The 16578-nt window shown below is 40.9% G+C and carries 15 protein-coding genes; 7 read left to right on the top strand and 8 right to left on the bottom strand.

Going from position 1 to position 16578, the window contains the following annotated elements:
* The first annotated feature begins 4 nt into the window (after positions 1 to 4).
* The gene (locus tag AL038_RS17075) at positions 5 to 547 is read left to right on the top strand and encodes a tetratricopeptide repeat protein (RefSeq protein ID WP_062154884.1); all 543 of its coding nucleotides are present in this window, start codon (positions 5 to 7) and stop codon (positions 545 to 547) included.
* Positions 548 to 563: 16 nt separating this feature from the next.
* The gene (locus AL038_RS17070) at positions 564 to 2717 is read left to right on the top strand and encodes a tetratricopeptide repeat protein (RefSeq protein WP_062154883.1); all 2154 of its coding nucleotides are present in this window, start codon (positions 564 to 566) and stop codon (positions 2715 to 2717) included.
* 198 nt (positions 2718 to 2915) lie between these two features.
* Here AL038_RS17070 and AL038_RS17065 read toward each other — a convergent pair whose 3' ends face one another.
* From AL038_RS17065 to proC, 3 genes are read right to left on the bottom strand one after another with little or no spacing between them, the layout of a single operon-like run.
* Positions 2916 to 3203, bottom strand: coding sequence for a DUF167 domain-containing protein (locus AL038_RS17065; RefSeq protein WP_062154881.1), 288 nt, complete (start codon positions 3201 to 3203; stop codon positions 2916 to 2918).
* A gap of 3 nt (positions 3204 to 3206) precedes the next feature.
* Positions 3207 to 3761, bottom strand: coding sequence for a YggT family protein (locus tag AL038_RS17060; protein ID WP_062154874.1), 555 nt, complete (start codon positions 3759 to 3761; stop codon positions 3207 to 3209).
* Complete coding sequence (gene proC, locus AL038_RS17055) at positions 3758 to 4585, bottom strand: pyrroline-5-carboxylate reductase (RefSeq protein WP_062154872.1); 828 nt, start codon at positions 4583 to 4585, stop codon at positions 3758 to 3760. Before proC ends, AL038_RS17060 begins: the two co-directional genes overlap by 4 nt.
* Before the next feature lie 254 nt (positions 4586 to 4839).
* On the opposite strand from proC, the gene AL038_RS17050 reads away from it, so the two are divergent.
* A complete protein-coding gene (locus tag AL038_RS17050) occupies positions 4840 to 5775 on the top strand; it encodes a hypothetical protein (RefSeq protein WP_145917127.1) in 936 nt (311 codons plus the stop codon).
* A 73-nt stretch (positions 5776 to 5848) separates the two neighbouring features.
* Here the strand turns inward: AL038_RS17050 and AL038_RS17045 are convergent, their stop codons facing one another.
* Positions 5849 to 7357: a caspase family protein gene (locus AL038_RS17045; RefSeq protein ID WP_062154868.1), complete on the bottom strand. Its 1509-nt coding sequence runs from the start codon at positions 7355 to 7357 to the stop codon at positions 5849 to 5851.
* Positions 7358 to 7415: 58 nt separating this feature from the next.
* Positions 7416 to 8117, bottom strand: a complete 702-nt coding sequence (locus AL038_RS17040; RefSeq protein WP_083991570.1) for a DUF599 domain-containing protein — start codon at positions 8115 to 8117, stop codon at positions 7416 to 7418.
* Positions 8118 to 8363: 246 nt separating this feature from the next.
* Between AL038_RS17040 and AL038_RS17035 the strand changes: the two genes are divergently transcribed.
* A complete protein-coding gene (locus AL038_RS17035; RefSeq protein WP_062154863.1) occupies positions 8364 to 10076 on the top strand; it encodes an ATP-binding protein in 1713 nt (570 codons plus the stop codon).
* 30 nt (positions 10077 to 10106) lie between these two features.
* Here AL038_RS17035 and fur read toward each other — a convergent pair whose 3' ends face one another.
* The gene (gene fur / locus AL038_RS17030) at positions 10107 to 10550 is read right to left on the bottom strand and encodes a ferric iron uptake transcriptional regulator (protein WP_062154861.1); all 444 of its coding nucleotides are present in this window, start codon (positions 10548 to 10550) and stop codon (positions 10107 to 10109) included.
* 87 nt (positions 10551 to 10637) lie between these two features.
* Between fur and AL038_RS17025 the strand changes: the two genes are divergently transcribed.
* Positions 10638 to 11012, top strand: a complete 375-nt coding sequence (locus AL038_RS17025) for an outer membrane protein assembly factor BamE (RefSeq protein WP_062154859.1) — start codon at positions 10638 to 10640, stop codon at positions 11010 to 11012.
* Between the two features lie 224 nt (positions 11013 to 11236).
* Positions 11237 to 11806: a hypothetical protein gene (locus tag AL038_RS17020; protein ID WP_062154857.1), complete on the top strand. Its 570-nt coding sequence runs from the start codon at positions 11237 to 11239 to the stop codon at positions 11804 to 11806.
* Positions 11807 to 11968: 162 nt separating this feature from the next.
* Here the strand turns inward: AL038_RS17020 and AL038_RS17015 are convergent, their stop codons facing one another.
* On the bottom strand, positions 11969 to 13483 hold the full coding sequence (locus tag AL038_RS17015; RefSeq protein WP_062154855.1) for a CoA-acylating methylmalonate-semialdehyde dehydrogenase: 1515 nt from the start codon (positions 13481 to 13483) through the stop codon (positions 11969 to 11971).
* A 165-nt stretch (positions 13484 to 13648) separates the two neighbouring features.
* Positions 13649 to 15913 (bottom strand): flotillin family protein, encoded by a 2265-nt coding sequence (locus AL038_RS17010; RefSeq protein ID WP_062154853.1) that lies wholly within the window; start codon positions 15911 to 15913, stop codon positions 13649 to 13651.
* Positions 15914 to 16177: 264 nt separating this feature from the next.
* Here AL038_RS17010 and AL038_RS17005 point away from each other — a divergent pair, with 264 nt between their 5' ends.
* Positions 16178 to 16564 (top strand): hypothetical protein, encoded by a 387-nt coding sequence (locus AL038_RS17005; protein ID WP_062154851.1) that lies wholly within the window; start codon positions 16178 to 16180, stop codon positions 16562 to 16564.
* The last annotated feature ends 14 nt before the right edge of the window (positions 16565 to 16578 follow it).

The following is a 16578-nucleotide window of genomic DNA, read 5'->3' as shown; positions in this document are numbered from 1 at the left end:
TATCATGCGTCGTACAACAATTTGTTTAGCAATTTGGGCAATATTACCCCCCGTTTATGCGTTTAATGACCAAAGCCAACAGGCTAATGAGTGTTGTGATGTTTTTGTACAACATGCTGATGGGGAGAATGTTACGATGAACTGTGGTGTTGACCCCAAAGTACATCAGCAAACGCAGAAAGAAAAATCTGAACTTGAAAAGAAATTGTTCGATTTATATGAACAACGCATTAAATATTTAGAAGAAAGAAATGAATTGCTTGATAAAGCCAAAATTGCTGAAGAAGTTATGAATAATTACAATGAATTGCGAAAAGCATACGAAAACTTGCAAGCACGGGTGGCAGAGGCAGAAAAGTATTACCAAGAAACCTTAAAGAATTATCGTGACTTAGCCGATAAACAACCGGCTGTCTATCTCCCTTATGTCGCTCTAACACTTAATAACCTTGCTAATTTGTTACAAAGTGATACAAACCGTCGGGCAGAGGCAGAACAGTATTACCAAGAAGCCTTAAAAATTAGACGTGACTTAGCTGACAAATAACCAAGCGAGAACTATCATGCGCCGTACAACAATTTGTTTAGCTATTTGGGCAATATTACCCCCTGTTTATGCGTTTAATGACCAAAGCCAACAGGCTGATGGATATTGTAATTCTCTTGTGCAAAATTCTGAAGGGGCGAATGTTACGATTATTTGTGGTGTTGACCCCAAAGTACATCAGCAAACACAGCAAGAAAAATCTGAACTTGAAAAGAAATTGTTCGATTTATATGAACAACGCATTAAATATTTAGAAGAAAGAAATGAATTGGTTGATAAAACCAAAATTGCTGAAGAAGTTGTGAAGAATTACAACGAATTGCGAAAAGCATACGAAAACTTGCAAGCACAGGTGAATGCGCAAACGGATGAACACTTAACCCAATTACTCACAGAAGCACAAACGGCTTTATCAACCGCTGAATTGGAAAAAGCAAAACAGATTCTGGATAAACTGTTAGCCGCTTTGGAATCAGTAGAAAAGCAAATTGATTTAAAAGCAGCAGCACATTTTACACAAGCCCGCGTTGCACTGGCTGCCTTTAAACCGAATGAAGCCTATCCACATTTAAAAAAGGCGTATGAATTACGTCCTGAGAATTTTGAATACGCCATTACCTATGCAGATACACTCCAAAAATCACCAAGAACCTATCGTGACCGCGACACAGCAATCCTAACGTACCAGACAATCTTAAATTGGTTACGCCCCTTAGTAGAAACAGATAAAACCCATTTAAATGATTTAGGTTGGACGCTCAATAACCTTGCTATATTAGTAGCAAGTGATACAAACCGTCGGGCAGAGGCAGAACAGTATTACCAAGAAGCCTTAAAAATTAAACGTGACTTAGCCGACAAACAACCTGCTGTCTATCTCCCCGATGTCGCTCGGACGCTCAATAACCTTGCACTATTAATAGCGAGTGATACAACCCGTCGGGCAGAGGCAGAACAGTACTACCAAGAAGCCTTAAAAATTAGACGTGACTTAGCCGACAAACAACCTGCGGTCTATCTCCCCGATGTCGCTCAAACGCTCAATAACCTTGCTATATTAGTAGCAAGTGATACAAACCGTCGGGCAGAGGCAGAACAGTATTACCAAGAAGCCTTAAAAATTAAACGTGACTTAGCCGACAAACAACCTGCTGTCTATCTCCCCGATGTCGCTCGGACGCTCAATAACCTTGCACTATTAATAGCGAGTGATACAACCCGTCGGGCAGAGGCAGAACAGTACTACCAAGAAGCCTTAAAAATTAGACGTGACTTAGCCGACAAACAACCTGCTGTCTATCTCCCCGATGTCGCTCAAACGCTCAATAACCTTGCTAGTTTAGTAGCAGATGATACAGGCCGTCGGGCAGAGGCGGAACAGCATTACCAAGAAGCTTTAAAAATTAGACGTGACTTAGCCAATAAACAACCTGAGGTCTATCTCTCTGATGTCGCTCAAACGCTCAATAACCTTGCTAATTTAGTAGCAGATGATACAAGCCGTTGGGCAGAGGCAGAACAGTATTACCAAGAAGCCTTAAAAATTAGACGTGACTTAGCCGACAAACAACCTGCTGTCTATCTCCCCGATGTCGCTCAAACGCTCAATAACCTTGCTAATTTAGTAGCAGATGATACAAACCGTCGGGCAGAGGCAGAACAGCATTACCAAGAAGCCTTAAACATTTATCGTGACTTAGCCAACAAACAACCTGCTGTCTATCTCTCTTATGTCACGATTGCACTCAATAACCTTGCTGTGTTAGTAGCAAAGGATACAAGCCGTCGGGCAGAGGCAGAACAGTATTACCAAGAAGCCTTAAACATTAATCATGACTTAGCCGACAAACAACCTGCTGTCTATCTCCCTAATGTCGCTCAAACGCTCAATAACCTTGCCCTGTTAGTAGCAAGTGATACAAGCCGTCTTGATGAAGCTTTGTTATTAATCACAAAAGCCATTGAAATTAGAACCTCGCTAAATCAAATCGCGCCTACCGTATTTGGCGATGATTTGGCAAAAAGTTTTCTTGTTTTAGGTTTGTTACAAATGCAAGCAGGAAAGATTGAGGCATTTTGCGAAGCACTGCATAAAGGTTTTGATGTATCTCAAACAGCAGAATTGAAAAAACTTTTTGCAACAGTACTTAAAGAAAAGTGCTCAAAATAGTATTTTCTAATATTTCAAGGTCTGAACTGCATTTAGAAAAAAGCCTTAGAACTTGCCCAAGAAGAAACATTAAAATTACAAGTAGATGCGTCCTTAAAAAACTTTTGTGGTAAATAACTTTTTATTAGTTATCTGACTATTGTTCTAAATAACGTCAAGATGACAAAAACCATGAGAGATTTAAAAACCTAACAAGGGCTAATGTTGTGCAGATATAAAATCAGGTAGTTTTTTAGGCGATTGAATCCGAAAACGTTTATCTCGGCTGGTGTCACCCTGTAAAAGAATAACGTGTGATTTAGCAACCCCGAAAGATTTTGCTAATAATTTGATGATTTCCGCATTGGCTTGTCCCTCTACAGGCGCGGCTGTCGTGCGGATTTTTAGGCGGTCTTGGTGCGCGCCAACAATGGCGGTTTGGCTGGCGCGAGGTTGTACGTGTACGGAGAGGATTAAATCCTCTCCTTCCCAACGATAAAAATCCATTAGTTACCAACTGAGTAGCAAAATACCTGCATAAAGCAGAATGCCAACAATTAAAGGGGAGATGTCTATTCCCGGTGTTGGTGGCAGACGACGACGAACAGGGGCTAATAATGGTTCTGTGAGATTATCTAGCAAACGGACAACGGGATTGTTATAAAGCGATTGTTGCGTAAGTAGCTCTACCCAACTGAGGATAGCCCGCAAAATAATTGCCCAGAAAAAGACGTATAACGCGAGCGATAGCGTATCCAAAATAGTACGCAATATCAGTGCAGTAAAACTTGCATACTGTCCAAAGAGGTAAACGGTGAGTAGCAGTTTTATAAAGGTGAGTGCGAGAATTAAAACCAGTGCAGCAATATCAACCGTGCGCCAGCGTGGGATAAAGGTGTATAAAATTCTTAGGGGTGGGTCGGTTAGTTGTAGTAAAAAAAGGGTGCTTGCGTCATTAAAACGTATCCGTAAAAAAGTCAGGAGAAAGCGTAGCATAATGAGCAGGATGTAAAGCCCAAATAACGCATTAATTAGAAAAACCAGCGCATTAGTAACAGGACTCATGCTTGTTCCCCATATTCATCTGCCATGCTGGTTGCGCGTGTTTGTGCTGCTTGTAGGGCGCGGTCAAACAGGGCTTGAATATCACTGGCTTGTAAGGTGTTAATGGCTTGTTCTGTTGTTCCACCTTTGGAGGTGACGCGGGCGCGTAGGGTTGCCGCATCTTCACTGCTTTCTAATGCCATTTTAGCTGCCCCAAATGCGGTTTGTAGTGTGAGTAAACGGGCGGTTTCTTGTGGCAGTCCGAGCTGTACCCCTGTTTTTTCTAAAATTTCCATAAGAAGGAAAAAGTAGGCGGGACCACTGCCTGATAGTGCGGTAACGGCATCCATCATGTTTTCATCAGTAAGCCAAACGGTTAGCCCGACAGCACGTAAAATATTTTCAGCCAGTTCATGTTGTTGTTTGCTAACGTGGGTACTGGCGCATAGCGCGGAAGCACCGCTTTGTACCAGCGCGGGCGTGTTGGGCATGACACGAACAATGGGGATTGCACGGTCTTTACCCAGCCAACGATTGAGGTCGGCAATGCGAATACCCGCAGCGATACTGATAAACAGGGGGGGATGTTCGGGCAGTGCGGTTGCGATGGATTTGGCAACTTCTGCCATTTGTTGGGGTTTTACAGCAAGGACAATAACATTAGCATCTTGTATTGCTTGCAGGTTGTCATTGTAGGTTTGAATAGGGAAATAGCTGGCGAGTGCGTTGGGATTAGTATCAGCAACCCGTAAATTATTTGCAGAAACACCCGTTTGTAGCAAGCCTCCAATTAAACTGCTTGCCATATTGCCACCACCAATAAAACAGATAATGGATTCTTTCATGCAAGGCTCTCCAATCTCCATGAGTTGCGCATGTTATTCAGTGTTAATGTGTAAGCTATCTTGTTTAATAAGATGTTGCAAGAAAACTTGCTCATCTTATAGCCCCGTTGTCGGTTATATAATCCATGATTGGACTGTCCTGTATAGGTAGATAAACCAGTACAGGTTGTCGTTTTTTATGAAAAACTGTATCTGTTGTGTTCCCAACGGTTTCGCTATTGTTACAACATAACTAAACCGTAAGTGAGGGAAACATGATGCCAATCTTTAGAGTAGCATTATTGCTTGTTTCTATAAGTTGGTTATCTGCCTGCCAGTCAGAAGAGCAGACCATCAGCAAGCCATTTTACCCTATCAGTCTTGCTTATTGGGCAAATCGAGATGTTTTCTTGGTCGGCAGTTATGCCGATGCGTCGATAAACCTTGTAAAGGCAGATGGGACAGTTGAGGGTAAGTTTCAATTACCCTACAGCGACGGGCGACAACATGCGTTGCGCTTGAGTGTGGATAATACGCGCCAGCAGTTATGGGCATTGGATCAAGGCATGTTGACGATTTATACGTTAGCAAATCAGCAGTTATTGCATAAAATTTTATTGCCCAGTCATGCACAATGCCAACCGCCATTATTCGCGCTGGTTTTAGATTCATCAGGGGCGGCGTATGTGGGCGGGATGAATTGTTATCAAATTTATCGAGTTGACCCGATTGATTTACAAGCCCGCGTCTGGGTAACGTTACCGCAGCCTTTAAATGCGTTAGTGTTGAATAAATCGGCAGAACAGCTAATTGGAATCGCTAGTAATGGTAGTTTGTGGCGGATTGCATTAGAAACAAAGCAAATTACATCGGTACGTTTAAGTCGTCCATTGCCCAATTTGCAAACAACGGTGTTGGATAATGCGTGGTTAGCATGGAATATGGTTTCTGTGCAGGCAATGAGTTGGCAGACGGGTTCGGTGTTGTATTTGTTGCATGGTACTAGCCCAGCGTTGGTAAAAATTGAGTTAACTACTGATGAACGTTATGCAGAGGTGAGAGATTTACCGCATACGGGGTTTGATACTTTAATGGCGGGGGTTTATCAGAATGGTTTTGCTTATACGCCTGAAACAACAACGCATATAGCATGGTATAGCAGTAATCAACCACTTTCCCCTTTATGGGTACGGAAAATAGCGCGGAATTAACGGCGTTAAAAGTAACACGGATACCCGCGTTTCTAGCGGTGTTATCCGTGGTACTGATACGATAACCAGCAATTTAATGGCGATATAACATGACGGTTAAATCGGCATCTTCATCAAATTCGCTTTCTTCATCATTAATTAGCTCTTCCACCAGCTCTAAACGAACATTATCATCATCTAAAAAATCAATGCTGTAGCTGAGTTTAACGGGTTCACCGTCTTCTTGTAATTCAAAAATCAGTTCGGATTCGGTTTCGCCTGATTCTTCATCTGTTACAGGTTCAATTTTCCATTTTCCCTGTGTAATAACGCGGTCAGCTTCATCGCGGTCGATAAATGTGCCATCTGCTTGTAAAGTCGTGAAAACGACAGTTTCCCCATCGTCCCACTCCCACTCAGCCGTTAAAAGTTTGTTATATTGCTTATCGGCATCAGGTTTATCCGAAATTTCTTCGCCATCAACCGCATAAAGGTCTAATGTCTGTTGTTCATCCTTGTCAAAATAATAATCGTTGGCATCTAACTCATAGTAATACATGTCTTTTTTATTAGCTTGAAAATACAAAAGACTATTTGCAGGCACAGTAGTTTTTGCATTAGATGCCAGTGTGATGGGTGGGTCATCATCCTCATCATTTTCTGGGTCTATGTCACGATAGAAAGTAACAGTTTCATCAGTCAAGTTTTCTATGGTAATCGTGGCGTTAGATGTTGTGTTTGTTGTGGTTTCTGTGTCTGCAGGGGATTCTACATTGGTTAAAAAAGCAGGTAATGCAAAGGCTTTGGGGGTTTGTCCCTTAATGCCTTCGGCTTTTAACTCTGCCCGTTGTCTTGCGGGTAATAAGCCGTACATTTGTAAGGTTTTATCCCGCGAATTTTTAAAGACAGTTTCCCATGAAGCACTGGGTTTTTTTAACAATCCTTCGTTAATAAAATAGTAAGTAAAATAGCCCCCCAATTGGTTATCTGACCACGCATATTCGCCCTCAGACGCGGCACTCAGATGTAATAATCCTGTACTTTTTAAGAATAAATCCCGATAAATTTCATCAAACTCGCCTGTTGCTGCTGCGCGTTTATTGGCAATACTGCGCATTGCTACAATGCCATCAATGCTATTACTACAGGCATCTGTCAGGATGATTTTTAAACGGGCATTTTTTGCCACAATGGATTTTTCTAAATTCTGTCGGTCTAAATTGGCAGAATCGGCGGTGTATAAAAAGGTTTTGCCCTTTTCCATTCCACCATGTCCGCTAAAGTAAAATAGCAAAACATCATCTGCATCAACCGTTGTTTTATCAATGGTTTCTTGAATTCGTGCTAAAGTTGCTTGTCGTCCACGCAAGACGGTTTTTTTCACGCTGATAATGCCACGTTCATCCAGTATTTTTAATAACTTGGATAAGTTACCGTAATCTACTTTTATCGAATCAGAAATACTGTTTAAGTCAGTGTCCTTATAGTCATCTTCAATAACTAAAATGGCTTGTAACGTCGCAGCAACACTGGTATTCATCCACAAACAAAAAAATAACAACCAACTGCTTTTAAAGAAGAGAGATAACAAATTAGGGCGCATGATGGAGCTTACGTTAGAGATGTAAAAGGGGAAGTTATTCAATGTAATAGAATTCACGTTATTCAAGCAAAATACGCAAACTTTGTGAACGAAATTCGCGCTTATACAATACGCTGACAACCCAGCTAGACGCAAGAATAAACAATAATGGATGTACTATCCATGTTAACGCGGCAATACCAAAGTAATAAGCGCGTAATCCGTGATTAAAATTTGTCCCTGCCAACGATAATAAAAGCGTATGCCGTTTTATAAAATCTTGTTTAAGTGATTCACTATCCGTTGTATTTGGCGCACCGCCCATTAATACCGTTGCAATGCTAAATTGCCACATTGCCCAGCTAAATTTAAAAAAAGCGTGAACAAAGACAATTATTAACAGTAGCACCTTTAGCTCCCACAAACCCGCCGTTGTTGTGACCGTAAACGGCAAACTTGCAGCGATGAGCATTGCGCGGTCTGTCGCGCCTAAAACAGCAATCAAGCCTGCCAAAATAAAAATCGTTGTTGAAACCAATAATGATGCGTTACGGTGTAATGTGCCGATTAGGTTAGAATCCATAATACGTACTTCTCGTTCTATCAGTCGTCTTGACCACTCTAAACGATAATCATGCAACACACTGTATAAACTAGGATTACTTTGTGTTTTAACCGATGCAAAGTGTGCATAGCTAAACCAGCAAATTAAAAAATATAAAACGGCTAAAACGTCTATCCATGTAACGCCTAACATGTTTATTTCCTGAGTGATTGACATACATTACCGTTAAAAACAAGTGAGATGAGTTAAAAAAAATGTACTGAACAAACGTAGAAAGTGCCGACATCAAGACAAATACAGGCCTTGTCCGCGCGGTCTGTATTTTTATTGTTGTGATAAATATCTTACTTTAATATGCTTTTCTAATAAAATACGCGATATTCTTACTTCTCTTTTTTAAAGCGTTTATGTGTCACGCGCCTAAATAATTTTAAGTATTTTCAATTGGATAATTTCTATATAATGGAACATTACAACAGTTTTATCATTCCACCTAAGCATGAACACCGTTTATTGGGGTTAATGTTAATCACATTACATATTGCTTTATGGTGGGATTTTTCAGGCATTTTTTCCCGATTAATTTTACTGGCGCATTTTGGCGCGTTTGTGATTTGGCAACCTTTTTGGGGACGGGGTGAACCTGCAAATGTAAAAAGTTTATTGTTATTGAGTATAGGCGCGCTAATTTTTATCATATTTTCTAATACATTATTAATTACTATTTGGCAAATTATGTTATTAGGTTTAATGGGAGGCAGGGATTTAGTAAAGCCCCATGACCGTTTCGTCAACATGGCGGCCATTATTTTTTTAACCCTCAATTTATTTATTTTTAATATTCCTCAATTGTTATTACCTGATGAAACAATGCACGTCGTTGATTGGGTGCGTGTGGATTCGCAATCATTATTGCGTTATGGTTTATTATGTATTCCATTGAGTTTCTTATTTATTAGTACAGATGATAGCTTTGAGCATCGCTATCATTTAGATTTTTTTCATGGGCTAACACTTTCATTATTAATGATAATTATTGGTTTAGGTAGCTTGGTTATTATGTATCATAATCACATCAGCTATCCTGTTGCTGTGTTTCAAATGTCATTAGCCATTGCTATTTTTGTCTTAGCTGTCAGTTGGTTGTGGGCAACAATTGCGGGGGAAGAAGGTGCAGAACAGCTATGGACGCGCCATTTATTAAATATTGGTAGCTCATTTGAAAAATGGCTGGATGGATTAGCACAACCCGGTAATTATCGAAACTTAAACCCGCAAGCCTTTTTATATTCAGGGTTTGAGCAATTATCAACCTTGCCTTGGGTTTCGGGTATTGTGTGGCATTCTCTGTATGGTGAAGGCACAATAGGAAAAATTGATACCAAACATTTTATTGAAATTGAATTTCAAAGCATTGAAGTAAAAGTTTATGCCTATTACCGTATCAGCAGTAGTAATTATTTTCACGTTAAAATACTGATTCAATTATTAGAACACTTTCACCAAGCAAAACGCCGCGAAGATGCTTTTGCACAACAAGCGCATTTACAAGCAATTCATGAGACAGGGGCAAAATTAACGCATGATATTAAAAACTTATTGCAATCCCTTCATGCAATTAGTTCCGCAATTGAAACCTGTCAGCCCGCCCAATTTGGGGATACACAACGATTGTTACAAGGACAAATGCCCCGTTTAACACAACGTTTAAAACGGACATTAGACAAGTTGCAAAAACCCGCAGAATTCGCTTCTATCACCGTTCCCGTGTTGTATTGGTGGGATAATTTACAAGCTCGTTATCGAAAACGTAACGTCATTTTTCACAATGCGGTTGATGTGGAAAATATTTTGATTCCTGAAGATGCGTTTGATAACGTGGTAGAAAATTTGTTAGAAAACGCCTTGCTGAAAAGAACACAAGAACCTGATTTAAATATAGATGTAACACTAACGATTAATCGGGAAGGGGTACGTTTAACCGTGTGTGATGACGGTTCGGAAATTCCAAGAGATATTGCAAAAACACTCTTAAATCAACCAGTCGCCTCTTCTAAACAAGGGTTTGGGATTGGCTTATACCATGCGGCACAACAGATTGCCCAGACAGGTTATCAACTGCGTATTGCCAACAACGACATAGGCGAAGTGTGTTTTGAACTGGTGACGGCCTAACAAATGCGGGGCGAAGGGTCGCCCCTGTCATCAACCACTGAACGCATAGTCCTTATAGTTTTGACAATTTTCATAATCTTGGCAATAACCATAGATATATAAACAGTGGTCTTTGATAGCAAACCCCTTTTGAGCAGCAACCGCTTGTTGACGTTCTTCTATGACTCTATCGGTAAACTCCTCAATGTGTCCACAACGTGTACACACAATATGGTCATGATGACTGCCTTGATTTAACTCAAAAACAGATAAGCCCCCTTCAAAATGATGGCGAATGACTAAACCCGCTGTTTCAAATTGCGTCAATACGCGATATACCGTTGCAAGTCCAACGTCTTCCCCTGTTTCTAGCAGTGATTTATACACATCTTCTGCACTCATGTGTCGTTGGTCACTACTTTCTAACAATTGTAAGACGCGCACTCGTGGTAAAGTCGCCTTCAATCCTGCCTTTTTTAAATCTTGACTTTCCATTGAGAAACTCCGCTATGGTGATGTGTTTTTATCCGTAGTGCGCTATGATCCGACTCATTGACACTATGATAGAGGCATTCGTTGATAATGCAAAAGTTTTTCATTCTTATCAGTAGCGTATTACTATCCAGTTGCGCCGTTTATAAAATTGATGTTCAACAAGGCGTTGTTGTCACGCAAGAAACGGTTAGCCAACTACAAATTGGGATGCCCGAGCAAAAAGTCCGCTTTATTCTGGGTCCGCCTTTGCTCATTGACACATTCCATAAAAATCGTTGGGATTATTTTTATAGTTATAAAGCAGGACACGCTGAAAGAGAGCAACGCCATATTGTGCTGTTTTTCGACGAATATGAAAACCTCGCAGAAATTCGTGGCGATATTCAAGCGGGGTCTGTCACAACAACCACACCAATTCCCACCGCACCCTCTCCCGAGCCTCAAGAGCGTCCGCTTTTATAACCGACAGGATTTATTACCCGTGTGCCTGAAATAACAATGCCTTTATCGTTGCGTCACACCACATTGATTTCTTTGAAAGTATATTAATATCAATTAATATTAGTGTCTGCTTATTTATGCTAGACTGCTCATGTAGTTTATCTAGGACAGATTTTGTCGACATCAAAACGACTTGAACATTATACAACATTCATCACAACTCATTTTGAGGCGAGGCAACTCCCATGAAAGCATCATTGTTAATCACGATTATCCCTTTTGTAGTAGGCACAACCAGCGTTTTAGCTGAAACCCCTGTTGCCCCTTCTACCACCACGCCACCCGCAACCGTTGCACCAAATAATCCTATGATGCAAGGTAATCCCATGATGATGCAAGGGAATCCTATGATGCAGGGGAATCCTGCGATGATGGATATGATGGCAAAACGTCAAGCCAGTTGGCAGATGATTCAGGCTGAAATGGAAAAAATTCGGCAAATCAAAGACCCCATGGAACGGCAAAAGCAGATTAATGCCCAGATAGAAAAAACCCAGCAACAAATGCAAGAAAGTCAGATGATGATGCGGGCATTACGTCAAGAACAGACGATGTCGATGGGTGATGAATCGGCTTATTATTCTGCCTATCCCTCTGGTTATACACAACAAAACATGCCCGCTATGATGCAGGCTAACCCAACGTATCAACAATCTATGCCTATGATGGGTGGGCAACAAGCCATGCAACAACATCAACAAATGATGGAAGAGCGGTTAAGTCGGATTGAAAAATTACTTTCAGAAAAGAAGTAAAAATTATAGAAGGATTAAATAATCCCCCTTGTAAAAATAACACGGATAACACCGTTCAAAACGGTAGTATCCGTTTGTATTTTTGCTAAAGAAGCGAATCAATCAGAACATTAAAAGTTTAACGGCATAAAAAAACAACATAAATAAAGCCCCATTAACAATTTAATGCTCACTCCCCCCTTTAAAATGAAATTGCGCACCCCGTATTCCTGTTGTCCACCGTGTCGTAATCGTTTTTAAGCGCGTATAAAAATGCACCCCTTCCGTCCCATGAATCGCATGATCACCAAATAAAGACCGTTTCCAACCGCCAAAACTGTTATAAGCGACAGGAACAGGAATAGGTACGTTTACCCCAACCATGCCAATATTTACCGTATGGGTAAAATTCCGCGCACAATCACCATCACGAGTAAAAATAGCTGCGCCATTACCATACTCATGCGCATTCACCAATTGCACAGCTTCCCCATAACTCTCAACCCGCACCAACGCCAATACAGGACCAAAAATTTCTTCTTTATAAATCCGCATGTTTGCCGTCACATGATCAAACAGACAACCGCCCAAAAAGAACCCTTTTTCCCCACCAACAACCTGCACATCGCGCCCATCAATGACCAATTCCGCGCCCTCATCCACACCTAACGCAACATAGCTTTTTACTTTTTGTAAATGTTGCATCGTAATCAACGGACCCATTTCAGCCTTTTCATCCGTATATCCCCCTATTTTTAAAGCACGAATACGCGGAATCAAACATTCCCGTAAGCGTTGCGCCGTTTCCTCTCCCACAGGCACAACGACAGAAATCGCCATACAACGTTCCCCTGCCGACCCATACGCCGCGCCAATAATAGCATCCACTACCTGATTCATATCCGCATCAGGCATAACAACCAAATGATTCTTTGCCCCACACAAGGCTTGCACCCGTTTACCCTGTTCACAACCCACTTTATAAATATACTCACCAACCAGTGTTGAACCAACAAAACTAATCGCGGCAACATCTGGTGCAGTTAATAACGTGTCAACGGCTTCTTTTTCACCATTCACCACATTAAAAACCCCTTTTGGCAACCCTGCTTTTGTCAATAACTCAGCTAATAACAAGCTAGTAGAGGGAACTTTTTCCGAAGGCTTCAACACAAAGGTATTGCCACAAGCAAGCGCAATTGGAAACATCCATAGCGGTACCATCGCGGGAAAATTAAATGGCGTAATCCCCACACAAACCCCAACAGGTTGACGAATAGCATAACTATCTACCGCATTTGCCACATTTTCGGAAAAATCCCCCTTCAACAACTGCGGAATTCCCATCGCAAACTCGACAACTTCTAAACCACGTGTTAAATCGCCTAAAGAATCGGGCAAGGTTTTCCCATGTTCCTGAGACATAACCGTAATAATTTCATCTTGATGTTGTAGCACTAATGCCCGAAAATTCATCAAAATACGCGCTCGTTGTAACGGCGGTGTACTTGCCCACGTGGGTAATGCGGCTGCCGCTGCCTGAACTGCTTGTTGCACATCTGCTTTATTTGCTAAAGGAACTTTTGCACAAATCTCCCCTGTTGCAGGATTAAAAATATCGCCCAACCGTCCGCTTGTCCCGCCCACTTTTTCCCCATTAATATAATGGTAAAGCGTTCTTTCTGTTATTTTATTCATAATTATCAGGCTATTTATTAAGTTTGATGGTACTGGTATTGTCTAAATCATTGTCTAAATCAGAACTTGCCGAACAACCAAAATTAAAGGCAAGAAAATCAATACTTTCAAATTCTGGGTATTCGGTCAATTCTGAAAATCCTGATTCAGACCGTTTCTTAATCCTTACAAATGCGTTTCACCCACACCCATTTTTTTAACTGCTTGTAACAAATGTGTTAATTTCCCCTGTTGTTCTGGCGAACTGTGAGAGATTAATTTACTTAAAAAAGCGGCAAGACTTAAATTTTGTAAATCTTGTGAGGAAAACGCAGGATTACTTAAAATCGCCTTTAAATCCACTGTTAAATCCCCTTGCGCATTTTCAGCAAGATAATTTTTAAACAACTGCTGCGTGGTTTGGCTGTTTTCTACAAAACCATCAACTGCTTTTGCCATAGAAGTCGCGCTGATAATTTGCTCAAAAAAGCGACTATCTCCGCCGATAATATCAATTTTAGCGGTTTTTAACGCCTCGCCTAACACAGCCGCTTGCATTTCAGCCGTGACTTTTTGCGCATCCATACGCAATTTTTCCACCTGTAACTGTTGCTCCATCCGTAGGCGGAATTCTTCGTGTACCTTGCCCGTTTCACTTAACGCATCTAATGACTTGAATTTTTCCGCCAAGCCTGTCGCTTCTGCTAATAAATGTTCTTGCAAGGCTTTTGCTTCTGCAATCCCTAATTTCTCAATGGCTTGTGCGTCTGCTTCTTTAATTTTAACCTCTACCATGCCTTGTTTTTCTGACGCGCTCGCCATTGCCTCTTTTACCCGCGCTTGTGATAAGCCTTTTTGTTCATCACCAGACGCTTCGGCTTGCAACTTGTCTAATAAAGCCTTTGCTTGCGCCGCGCCATCTTTTTCAATTAATACGATTTGCGCATCTCTGACTCGCGTTTGCGCTAGTCCTTTCTGTTCTTCGCCCGTTGCCTCAGCCTGCAATCTTTCTAACAAGGCTTTTGCCTGTGCAACGCCCTCGCGTTCAATCGCCAACGCATTAGCCTCTTTTACCTTCACATTCGCCAGCCCAGAAGCGGCTTGTTCTGCTTGAACGCCTTCAGCTAAACGTATTTTTGCCATTGCCAGTTTATCCGCTGTATCCCGCTCGGCATCAGCAAGGGTGATTTTTTCTAAGGCTTTAAACTTTGCAGCTTCATGTGAGGCTTCAGCCGCTTTAATATCCGTCACTAATACCTCTTGGGCAATCGCTTCTGCATTGATAATTTTGACTTGTTTTTGGCGATTCGCTTCGGCTAAAACCCGCAACTCTTTAGTGCGTTCTTCTTCTTCTGCAACGGTTTTTTCTACGGCAACACGCTCACGGATAACGTGGGCAATGTCGCGCCGTTGTTCCTCTAAGGCTTTTTCTTTTTCTATGCGTTGTAATTCTATTTCTCGTTCACGACCAACAATCTCTTGTTCTTGCGCAAGTTTTACCCGTTCTGCTTCAATACTCACCACCCGCAAGCGATTTTGTCCCGCAACTTCTATTTCTCGTTGCTTATTTTCTTCCTGAATCGCTAATTGTTCTTCTGTGTGTTTGCGGGCGGTTTCGGCGCGCAAGCGTTCTTGTTCGGCGATGGTGGTCATTTCTGCTTGTTCACGGTCGCGAACATTTTGAATTTCGCGGGTTTGGCGTGCTTCAGCATCGGCTTGTTGTCGTTCTAATTCTAAAATGGCTTCTTTGGCTTCGACATTTTGTTTGGTGATTTTCATTTTTTCCTGATTTTTAAATTCATTGGTCAGGACATTTTGATTTGCCGTTAGTTCAGTAATTTTGCGTATCCCTTGTGAATCAAGGATATTACTAGGGTCTAAATCCGTTAACGGGGTTTGTTCAAGATAGTCAATGGCCGCATCTTCTAAGACGTAGCCATTTAAGTGCGTGCCGATAAGTTCGATAATTTTGTCGCGAAAAGAATCCCGCTCTTTATATAAATCTTCAAAATCCAGTTGTTTACCAACCGTTTTGAGAGCTTCGGAGAATTTGGCAATAAATAATTCTTCTAGGGTTTTTTGGTCAGATGCGCGTGCGCAACCGATGGATTGGGCAACGCGCAACACATCTTCAGGGGTTTTATTCACGCGAACAAAGAAAGTGACTTTAATATCAGCGCGAATATTGTCTTTACAAATTAAACCTTCACGCCCGCGCCGGTCTATTTCTATGGTTTTTAAAGAAATATCCATTATTTCAGCTTTATGCACAACGGGTAAAACCATGCGTCCTGTAAAAGTGACAATCGGTTCGGATTTCATGGTGTTGACGATGAGAGCCTTTCCTTGTTCTACTTTCTTAAAAAAGTGAAAAATAAGGAATAACACGCCAAAAATAATAAGGGCTAAAAGTAAAATCGTTGTTAAAACAAGACCAATGGATAAGGACATCTATTTTTCTCCTTATTTGAAATTAAAGACTGTCTGAATTAGGATTTATCGGACAATTTATTAAAGATTGTCTGAATCAGGATTTTCAGAATTAACACAATTACCAGAATTTAAAAGCAATTAATTTTCTTGTCTTTTAGTATTAATGTAGTACACTAAAATGAAAAGAAAATCAGATGGTGTAGTGGGATAAAAATATTTTGATATTAAAGAGCGACAAAGCTCAGGTCGGTTTTTATTTTTGCGTCATGGATTTAGAGAAATATGCCAGATACTTATGTTCTTTATAATGCCCTAAAAGAGGCTTATGATGCAATTTCTGCCATCTACAAAACATTTAAAGCTGTTGGGTATTCTTTTGACTTACAGCCATTCTATCTTCAATATTCATATGCAGAGCATGAGGATGCAATGAGGTTTTTAAATATCTTACAAGCTGGGCGCATTATAGAAATAAAACACCACTTTAGTGTATATAAAACTATTCCTTGGCAGAATCTCTCTGAAGTAGAACTTTTTGTATTTAAACATTACTGTGCATATATGCTTAACTCTGATAGGTTCGTTACCTTTGATAAAGGAAATCCACCCGATATTAGCAGGCATATTTTATATCTGGAACGTAAATATGAATGTAATATACTAAAATAAACCGAAAACCAGAT

Origin of the sequence: Beggiatoa leptomitoformis (assembly GCF_001305575.3) — a bacterium.
In the GTDB taxonomy this organism is placed as follows: Bacteria; Pseudomonadota; Gammaproteobacteria; order Beggiatoales; family Beggiatoaceae; genus Beggiatoa; species Beggiatoa leptomitoformis.
This window is presented reverse-complemented; position numbering and strand designations above follow the sequence as displayed.

Excerpts from the sequence above, each read along its gene's own strand:
- AL038_RS17050 (WP_145917127.1), top strand. The coding sequence starts at position 4,840 with ATGATGCCAATCTTTAGAGTAGCATTATTGCTTGTTTCTATAAGTTGG.
- AL038_RS17015 (WP_062154855.1), bottom strand. The coding sequence starts at position 13,483 with ATGAATAAAATAACAGAAAGAACGCTTTACCATTATATTAATGGGGAA.
- AL038_RS17020 (WP_062154857.1), top strand. The coding sequence starts at position 11,237 with ATGAAAGCATCATTGTTAATCACGATTATCCCTTTTGTAGTAGGCACA.
- AL038_RS17070 (WP_062154883.1), top strand. The coding sequence starts at position 564 with ATGCGCCGTACAACAATTTGTTTAGCTATTTGGGCAATATTACCCCCT.
- proC (WP_062154872.1), bottom strand. The coding sequence starts at position 4,585 with ATGAAAGAATCCATTATCTGTTTTATTGGTGGTGGCAATATGGCAAGC.
- AL038_RS17010 (WP_062154853.1), bottom strand. The coding sequence starts at position 15,913 with ATGTCCTTATCCATTGGTCTTGTTTTAACAACGATTTTACTTTTAGCC.
- AL038_RS17025 (WP_062154859.1), top strand. The coding sequence starts at position 10,638 with ATGCAAAAGTTTTTCATTCTTATCAGTAGCGTATTACTATCCAGTTGC.
- AL038_RS17065 (WP_062154881.1), bottom strand. The coding sequence starts at position 3,203 with ATGGATTTTTATCGTTGGGAAGGAGAGGATTTAATCCTCTCCGTACAC.
- AL038_RS17075 (WP_062154884.1), top strand. The coding sequence starts at position 5 with ATGCGTCGTACAACAATTTGTTTAGCAATTTGGGCAATATTACCCCCC.
- AL038_RS17045 (WP_062154868.1), bottom strand. The coding sequence starts at position 7,357 with ATGCGCCCTAATTTGTTATCTCTCTTCTTTAAAAGCAGTTGGTTGTTA.
- fur (WP_062154861.1), bottom strand. The coding sequence starts at position 10,550 with ATGGAAAGTCAAGATTTAAAAAAGGCAGGATTGAAGGCGACTTTACCA.
- AL038_RS17005 (WP_062154851.1), top strand. The coding sequence starts at position 16,178 with ATGCCAGATACTTATGTTCTTTATAATGCCCTAAAAGAGGCTTATGAT.
- AL038_RS17060 (WP_062154874.1), bottom strand. The coding sequence starts at position 3,761 with ATGAGTCCTGTTACTAATGCGCTGGTTTTTCTAATTAATGCGTTATTT.
- AL038_RS17040 (WP_083991570.1), bottom strand. The coding sequence starts at position 8,117 with ATGTCAATCACTCAGGAAATAAACATGTTAGGCGTTACATGGATAGAC.
- AL038_RS17035 (WP_062154863.1), top strand. The coding sequence starts at position 8,364 with ATGGAACATTACAACAGTTTTATCATTCCACCTAAGCATGAACACCGT.